8 protein-coding genes are annotated in these 6,933 nt (G+C 66.1%); 6 read left to right on the plus strand and 2 right to left on the minus strand.

The features are described 5' to 3' along the window. Positions 1-114 precede the first annotated feature (114 nt). Positions 115-309 carry a DUF397 domain-containing protein gene (locus tag ACFHWY_RS27695; RefSeq protein ID WP_416583192.1) on the plus strand — a complete coding sequence of 65 codons (195 nt, stop codon included), beginning with the start codon at positions 115-117 and terminating at the stop codon, positions 307-309. A gap of 360 nt (positions 310-669) precedes the next feature. Continuing rightward, entirely contained in the window at positions 670-1,884 is a 1,215-nt protein-coding gene (locus tag ACFHWY_RS27700) for a hypothetical protein (protein WP_416583193.1), read from the plus strand. On the opposite strand, the gene ACFHWY_RS27705 is transcribed toward ACFHWY_RS27700, so the two are convergent. Next, complete coding sequence (locus tag ACFHWY_RS27705) at positions 1,881-2,525, minus strand: HAD family hydrolase (protein WP_416583194.1); 645 nt, start codon at positions 2,523-2,525, stop codon at positions 1,881-1,883. The two genes, ACFHWY_RS27700 and ACFHWY_RS27705, sit on opposite strands and share 4 nt — an antisense overlap. A 179-nt stretch (positions 2,526-2,704) precedes the next feature. Between ACFHWY_RS27705 and ACFHWY_RS27710 the strand changes: the two genes are divergently transcribed. Genes ACFHWY_RS27710 through ACFHWY_RS27725 form a run of 4 tightly spaced genes read left to right on the plus strand, consistent with a single transcriptional unit; the run spans position 2,705 to position 6,607 of the window. Then, positions 2,705-3,163 carry a PPC domain-containing DNA-binding protein gene (locus tag ACFHWY_RS27710; protein WP_416583195.1) on the plus strand — a complete coding sequence of 153 codons (459 nt, stop codon included), beginning with the start codon at positions 2,705-2,707 and terminating at the stop codon, positions 3,161-3,163. A gap of 33 nt (positions 3,164-3,196) precedes the next feature. Further along, positions 3,197-4,459, plus strand: a complete 1,263-nt coding sequence (locus ACFHWY_RS27715) for a hypothetical protein (RefSeq protein ID WP_416583196.1) — start codon at positions 3,197-3,199, stop codon at positions 4,457-4,459. Between the two features lie 12 nt (positions 4,460-4,471). Beyond that, the gene (locus ACFHWY_RS27720) at positions 4,472-5,188 is read left to right on the plus strand and encodes a creatininase family protein (RefSeq protein ID WP_416583197.1); all 717 of its coding nucleotides are present in this window, start codon (positions 4,472-4,474) and stop codon (positions 5,186-5,188) included. 42 nt (positions 5,189-5,230) lie between these two features. Beyond that, positions 5,231-6,607 carry a hypothetical protein gene (locus tag ACFHWY_RS27725; protein ID WP_416583198.1) on the plus strand — a complete coding sequence of 459 codons (1,377 nt, stop codon included), beginning with the start codon at positions 5,231-5,233 and terminating at the stop codon, positions 6,605-6,607. Here the strand turns inward: ACFHWY_RS27725 and ACFHWY_RS27730 are convergent. Next, the coding region (locus ACFHWY_RS27730; RefSeq protein WP_416583199.1) for a phosphotransferase family protein at positions 6,604-6,933 on the minus strand (330 nt) is incomplete at its 5' end. The two genes, ACFHWY_RS27725 and ACFHWY_RS27730, sit on opposite strands and share 4 nt — an antisense overlap.

Here is a 6,933-nt window from a genome sequence, read left to right on the forward strand (position 1 = left end):
CTACCGATGGCTCCACGTCCTTATCCCACACTGTCCGCTATGGACGTTACGCCCGTGTCATGCCGAATCCCGCGCGGATCCTTGCTGAGATCACCTCACTGAAGGAGTCTCGGTATGACGCACCAGCACACCTGGCGCAAGTCCAGCTACAGCGACGACGGCAACTGCGTCGAGATCGCCGACACTCATGAACCGGTTCTGGTACGGGACTCGAAGAACAGCGCCGGTCCGGTGCTGCGGTTCGACCCGGAACAATGGCGCGTCTTCACGGCCGCCGTTCGTGATGGCGGATTCGCATCCCGAACGTGACGGGGAGGCACAAGCACCTCTAGCGTCACGACCTGGGCGCGGCGCGCGCCGGACTGAGAAAGGGCTGGCGATATTGCGTCCAGCACCAGCGTGGCCCGAGACCGGCCTCGCGGTCTCGGCGCCGCTGGACCTCCTTGACTCTGAGTGTGCTCGCCACCACGATGGCGGCAGCAAGAGGTCGCGAGCCTGTACGGCCGTCTCAGGGCGTCCGGCGAGCCCGCTCGCCTATCTGCATGAGTCCGGTTAGGTCTACGGGGGGAGGTGTTGGTGCCTCGTCATCCGGAGACGATGATCACGCCGAACCGGATCCTGGCTGAGAGACGTGCCGGTTTGTCATCGCCGCGGCGGCCTGGGCAGCGCATGTCCCGGGCCGAACTGGCCGATGTGGTCAACGCCGCTCTGGATCGGCTATACCCGGGCAGGGACCTCGTCGCCCACTACGTCGACCACCGATGGGTGGGCAAGCTGGAACGCGGGGAGCACCGCTGGCCCAGCGAGCAACGCCGCGCCGCTCTCCGACGTGCTCTCGGCGCCACCACTGACGCTGATCTCGGCCTCTACAGCCCACGACGAACGCCACCCGGTGACCCCGCTCCAGATGCCGTGAGCCGCCTCGTTCCCGCTCCGACGCGCATCGATTTCACCGGACTCCGTGCCTGCCTCGACGCATTCGACGTTCCCCCCGACGGCCCGGTCCGGCCTGCGGATGACCTTCGCGCCGCCGTGAACCAGGTCGTGCGCCTGCGCCTTACCTCCAACTACCACCAGCTCGCGACCATTGTCCCCGCCCTACTCGATGAGCTGCACCGCGCGCGACTCACCTGCACCGGCGCACGACACGAGAGCATCGCCGCCCTGCTGACTCAGGCGTACCGGGCGGCGGACGCCCTTGCGGACAAGTTCGGTCACCACGACCTGTCAGCCCGCATCATCACCATGATGACCAGTACAGCTCAAGACACATCGGACCCAGCAATCATGGCGACCGCACAGTACGTACGCGGCGAGCTGTTTTTTCACAACGGCCGACCGGACCTGGGACGGACGCTGCTGGAGCGGGCCGCAGCCGACATCAGCTCCTGCACGAGCCAAACCTGGCGGGCGGCATATGGTGCCCTGCACATGCGCGCCGCAGTACTCGCTGGCCTCGCCCAGCGACCATCGCGAGCCTGGGACCATCTACAAGAGGCCGAGGTTCACGCACGGGCGGTGCCTGAGGGCGAATACCACGGCACCGCCTTCGGCCCCTCCTCGGTCCGCATACACAGAATGACCTTCGCCCTCGACTCCGGCGACCCCGACGCCGCCCTGCGCGCGGCTGAGGGCTGGGCCCCACCGACAACCGTTCCCAGCGAACGTCGCTCCCACTTCTACATCGACCTGGCCCGCGCCCACGCTCAGACGGGCACTCCTGCGCAAGCCGTCGATGCGCTGCTGCACGCAAGGACAGCGGCACCCGAACACACCCGCATCCACCCTCACGTGCGTCAGGTCCTCACCCTGCTGCGCTCACGAGCATCGACGGACGACCGCCTCTCCGAGTACGCGCGATGGGCAACGGCAGCGGTCGGCTAACCCGGCCGCACCAGACCGGGTAACTGCTCCAACGACTCCAGCACCCAGACACCGTGCTCGGCCATCACAGGGTCGCCAGCCCACAGATGTCCCCAAGGGCCACGCTTGATCAACGCCGACCGCAGCCCAGCAGCCTGAGCAGCTGTCACGTCATAGTCACGGTGGTCTCCGACGTACAGGATCTCGTCCGCGCTGCCGCAGGCGAACTCGACAACCCGCGTGAAGAACCGCGGATCCGGTTTGGCAACGCCCCACTCGCCGGACGTCGCAACAGCATCGACCGGCAGCGCCAACTGCCGCAGAAGCTCGGCGGCCCGGCTGGTCTGATTGCCAGCCACACCAACCCACAACCCGAGTCTCCGCAACTCAGCAAGGACAGGACGAACGTCCGGATACAAATCAGCCTCGCTGATCATCTCACCGTGACCAGCACGCTCACGGCGCTCACGCTCGACCGAGAGATCGATGCCGGGACGCAGGTACTGAAACGCTTCGGCGTTGTTGCGGCCCTGCGCCACAACGATCCCCACCAAAGCCGACAAGGTATGCCTCGGCACGCGCAGCCAGTCAGCCCACGCCTGGAACTCCCGAGTGTCATCCAGAAGCGTCTCACCGACATCGAACACCACAGACCTGATCACGTACGACACCTCCGGGAAGGGCCAGCGATCTACTCTAAAGGCTGCCCTCCGGGCGGCACTCCCATCTATGGGAGAGCCAACTGGTGCTGCCCTGGCAGAATCTCTACTCCGTGGATTTCCGCCAAAGCCCTAGCCGACACCAACCCAGACCAGCGACCGAACGGAGACACCAGCGGCGCATGCGTAGCCACGACCTGACCCCAGGACGAATGATCGGTGTAGTTTTCGACCACGGCGACGACTTCTTCACCGCCCTCGCTGACGCCTGCCGCGCCCACGGCATCAAACAGGGCTACATCCCGATGTTCATCGCCGGCCTGTCCACAGCCAAGATCGTCGGCACATGTCAACGCCTCGACAACCCCGACGCCCCCGTCTGGGCCCACGTCGACCTGACCAACGTCGAAGCCCTCGGCGGCGGCACCATCGCCTGGGACGACACCAACCAGAAGATCCTTCCCCATATCCATCTCACGGCCGGACTCAAGGAGCACAGCGCGACCGCTCACACCAGCCACCTGCTGGACGCCACCGTTCAATTCCTCACCGAGATACTCATCATCGAGATCAGCACACCGGCCATGCGCCGGCTACCAAACACCGACCTGTACGACGTACCACAACTGCACCTCGGCTAACGATCGCAACCCTGCCCCACGAGGGAGGTGGAGATGCCGCGCCACCCCGACACCGTCATCACGCCCAACAGGCTGCTCGTCCAGGCCCGCCAACGCCTGACGTCCCCACAACGGCCCGGCCAGCACATGTCCCGAGCCGAACTGGCCGACGCCATCAACGCCGCCCTCGACCACCTCTACCCCGGGCGAAACCTCACCGCCCACTACGTCGACCACCGCTGGGTCGGCAAACTCGAACGCGGAGAACACCGCTGGCCCAGCCGCGAACGCCGCACTGCCCTCCGCCACGTGCTCGCCGCCACCACCGACACCGAAATCGGCCTCTACAGCCCGCGACGCACTCCGGACGCCATCCGATCCGGCCACGTCCAGGACCAACCGGATACGCGCAGGCCACTCCACATCCGCGTCGGTGGCAAACTTCTCGACGGCGATCGAGAGGCATGGCTACATGCACTCGACGAGTTCACGAACCAACCCATGCGAACCTGGCCCCACCTCAGAGGCCGTGTGCAGGAGTACCTCAAAGTCCTCGATCATCTCCAGGGCGACCACGCTCGACCGCACCTCGCACGAGTCGATGCCCGCTGGTCGGAGTTCATGAGCTGGATCGCCGACAACACCGCCCCGCCCGAAGGTTGGACGTGGCTTGACCGATCGCACCGCCGCGCGATCGAGGCTCATGACGCATCACTTGCCGCCTACACCCTCATGCGCCAGAGCCAACGCGCCCTCGACAACGGCGACGTCCGCGCCGCGATTGCCTTCTCACGCCGCTCCCTGGCACCCCGTTCGGTACCAGCCCGAACCCGCGCGCTGTGCCTTACTCGCATGGCCGAAGCACTGGCTGCCAGCGGCGACGACGAGGCACGTACCGCAATCATGGCGGCCCGACATGAGCTGCCCGGCGCCGGCGGCAACGCGGTCGATGAAGACGACTTCGCCCGACACTGCGACCCGCGCTACGTAGCCGCAGTTGACGCCCGCTGCCGGCACTTGCTCGGCGACCCGACATCCGCCACCACGATCTTCGAGGAACTCCTCAGCGACCTAGCCGCCGTCGCACCGATCGACGCGGGACTCTGGCACGCCCACCTCGCCGAGTGCTACCTGCACCACGACCCGGAACGCGCTGCCGACCACGGAATCACCGCGCTGCGACTGGCGGACGAGACCGCCTCCTACCGTGTCATCCGCGCTACCCAGCCACTCGCGATAGCGCTGCGCCGGCACAGCGCCCTGCCCTCAGCCCGGACCTTCATCGACAGGCACCGCACCGCAGTGACAACCCAGTGACAAGATGACCGCATGGACCTCCTGCCGCTTATCACCAGCACCGACGTCGCCGCGAGCGCACCAGAGGTAGCCGTTCTACCCGTCGGCAGCTTCGAGCAGCACGGTTCGTTCCTGCCGCTGACCACCGACACGATCGTCGCCACCGCAATCGCTGCGGCCATCGCACGACAGCACAACGTCCTGGCCCTGCCGCCGATCACCCTGTCGTGCTCGCACGAGCACGCCGCCTGGGCCGGTACCGTCAGCATCGGCCACCAAACCCTCTCGGCGATCATCGAGGACATCCGGTCCTCGCTCGCCGCGAGCGGAATCACCCGGCTGGCCATCGTCAACGGCCACGGCGGCAACTACGTGCTGTCCAACATCGTGCAGACCGCCAACGCCGTGACGCCCGGCTCGATGACGCTGTTCCCCACCCGCACTGACTGGGCAAAGGCCCGGCAAGACGCGCGCTTGGACAGCGACGCCCACCACGATATGCACGCCGGCGAGCTGGAAGTGTCCATCCTGCTGCACGTACAGCCCAACGCGGTCGGCGCGGACTTCACCGCTGGAGACCACGCCGCAGACGACCGACCGATGCTGCTACTCCACGGAATGAGCGCGTACACGAAGACGGGCGTCATCGGCCGGCCCTCAGCAGGCACCGCAGCCAAGGGCAAAGCCCTGCTGGCAAGCCTCGCGCAGTCCTTCGACGACCATCTCAGCGCCCTGCTGAACCACGGGTGACGGAACAGTCCGACACAACCCGCCACCGCGAAGGAGGCGAGAATGCCGCGCCACCCCGACACCGTCATCACGCCCAACAGGCAGCTCGTCCAGGCCCGCCAGCGCCTGACGTCACCGCAACGGCCCGGCCAGCACATGTCCCGAGCCGAACTGGCCGACGCCATCAACGCCGCCCTCGACCACCTCTACCCCGGGCGAAACCTCACCGCCCACTACGTCGACCACCGCTGGGTCGGCAAACTCGAACGCGGAGAACACCGCTGGCCGAGCCGCGAGCGCCGCACTGCCCTCCGCCACGTGCTCGCCGCCACCACCGACACCGAACTCGGCCTCTACAGCCCGCGACGCACCGAAAGCCGCGCGATCCCCGATCGCCGGCAAGTAACGGCTGCTTGGTTCGGCAAGCTGCCAGGTGACCTTGCGCAGCTTCCGGGACCGTGGACGTCCGAACGCGGATTAAAGGCACCGACCAGGGTCGAGTCACCTCATGTCGAGGCGCTTCAACGCAGCATCGCCTTGTTCGAAGAGTGGGACCACCAGCACGGTGGAGGACTCGCTCGCGCCGCGATGGCCGGACAGCTCGAATGGGCCTGCCGGGTCGCCCGTCAGGCGTCGGCCACAGAGACGGTACGCCGCACCTGGCTGTCGACGGCAGCCCGACTTGCTGACCTTGCCGGATGGGCGTGCTTCGATTCAGGTGATGCGCCCGCGACAACCCAGCGGTACCTCGTTATGGCGATCCAGTTGGCCACCGAAGCCGAGGACGTGCAGCAACGGGCACACACCGCCACCACACTGGGCAGATATCTCACGTACGTCGGGCAGGTCTCGGCCGCTCTTGATGTGATTGGCCTTGTTCACTCGGATTGGCGCGAGATTCCCCCACTGGGACGTGCGGCGGTTCGGATCGTGGAGGCTCGCGCCTATGCAAAGAGCCACGATTCGCGAGCGTGCATCCGCGCGGTCGCTCAATGCGATGAGGAGTTCTCGGCCAGTGGGTTGGATGGGACAGAAGATCCGGTTTGGGGCTACTACGCCGATGCCGGCCAGATTCTCGGTGACGCCGGCCATGCCCTGTTCGACATCGCCATGGCCACCCATGACCGCCAACAGATGGCCATGACTATCAGCCGATTGCAGTCGGCGTACTCCTATCATCCGATGGAAGCTGCCAGATCGCGGGCGCTCACCATGATTAGGATTGCCTGCCTCCAGGTACGCAACGGCAATTTCGCCAGCGGGTTGCACTCGGTACGGGCTGGTTTGACTGACGCGCAGGGCGTTCACTCCAGCCGGCTGCGCGATGACCTTCGCGTACTTGATTCCGTCCTCGCAGACTCCGACCCGGAGCCGAGCCTTGCAGGTGAGCTCGCGGCAGCGCGGGCGCACGTAGCCGAGACTGTGCGCCAGCAGGTCTAGTAGCCCGTCCAGCCGGCGGGAGCGGTTCCGTCTCGCAACGTCGCGATGCGATGCCTCAGCTGACGCTGTCGTTGCGGATCGTTGTCCGCTGACTGAGCCAGCCATAAAGTCATCCGCAGCATGCGAATCAGCCGCAGCACCGGCCACGACGGGCTAAGGCGCACATCGAATCCATACGTCTGAACGAACTCGACGTACTGTGTTGCGGAGAACCATCCGCACTCGTAGTAGAGGGCCGTCAGAGTAAGATCCCATTCCGGCGGTCCAATACACACCGTCTCCAGATCCACGAATGCCTCTCGGCCGTCGGCCGTCACCAGGAGATT

The sequence above is a fragment of the Micromonospora sp. LOL_024 genome (assembly GCF_048060415.1).
Taxonomy (GTDB): Bacteria; Actinomycetota; Actinomycetes; order Mycobacteriales; family Micromonosporaceae; genus Micromonospora.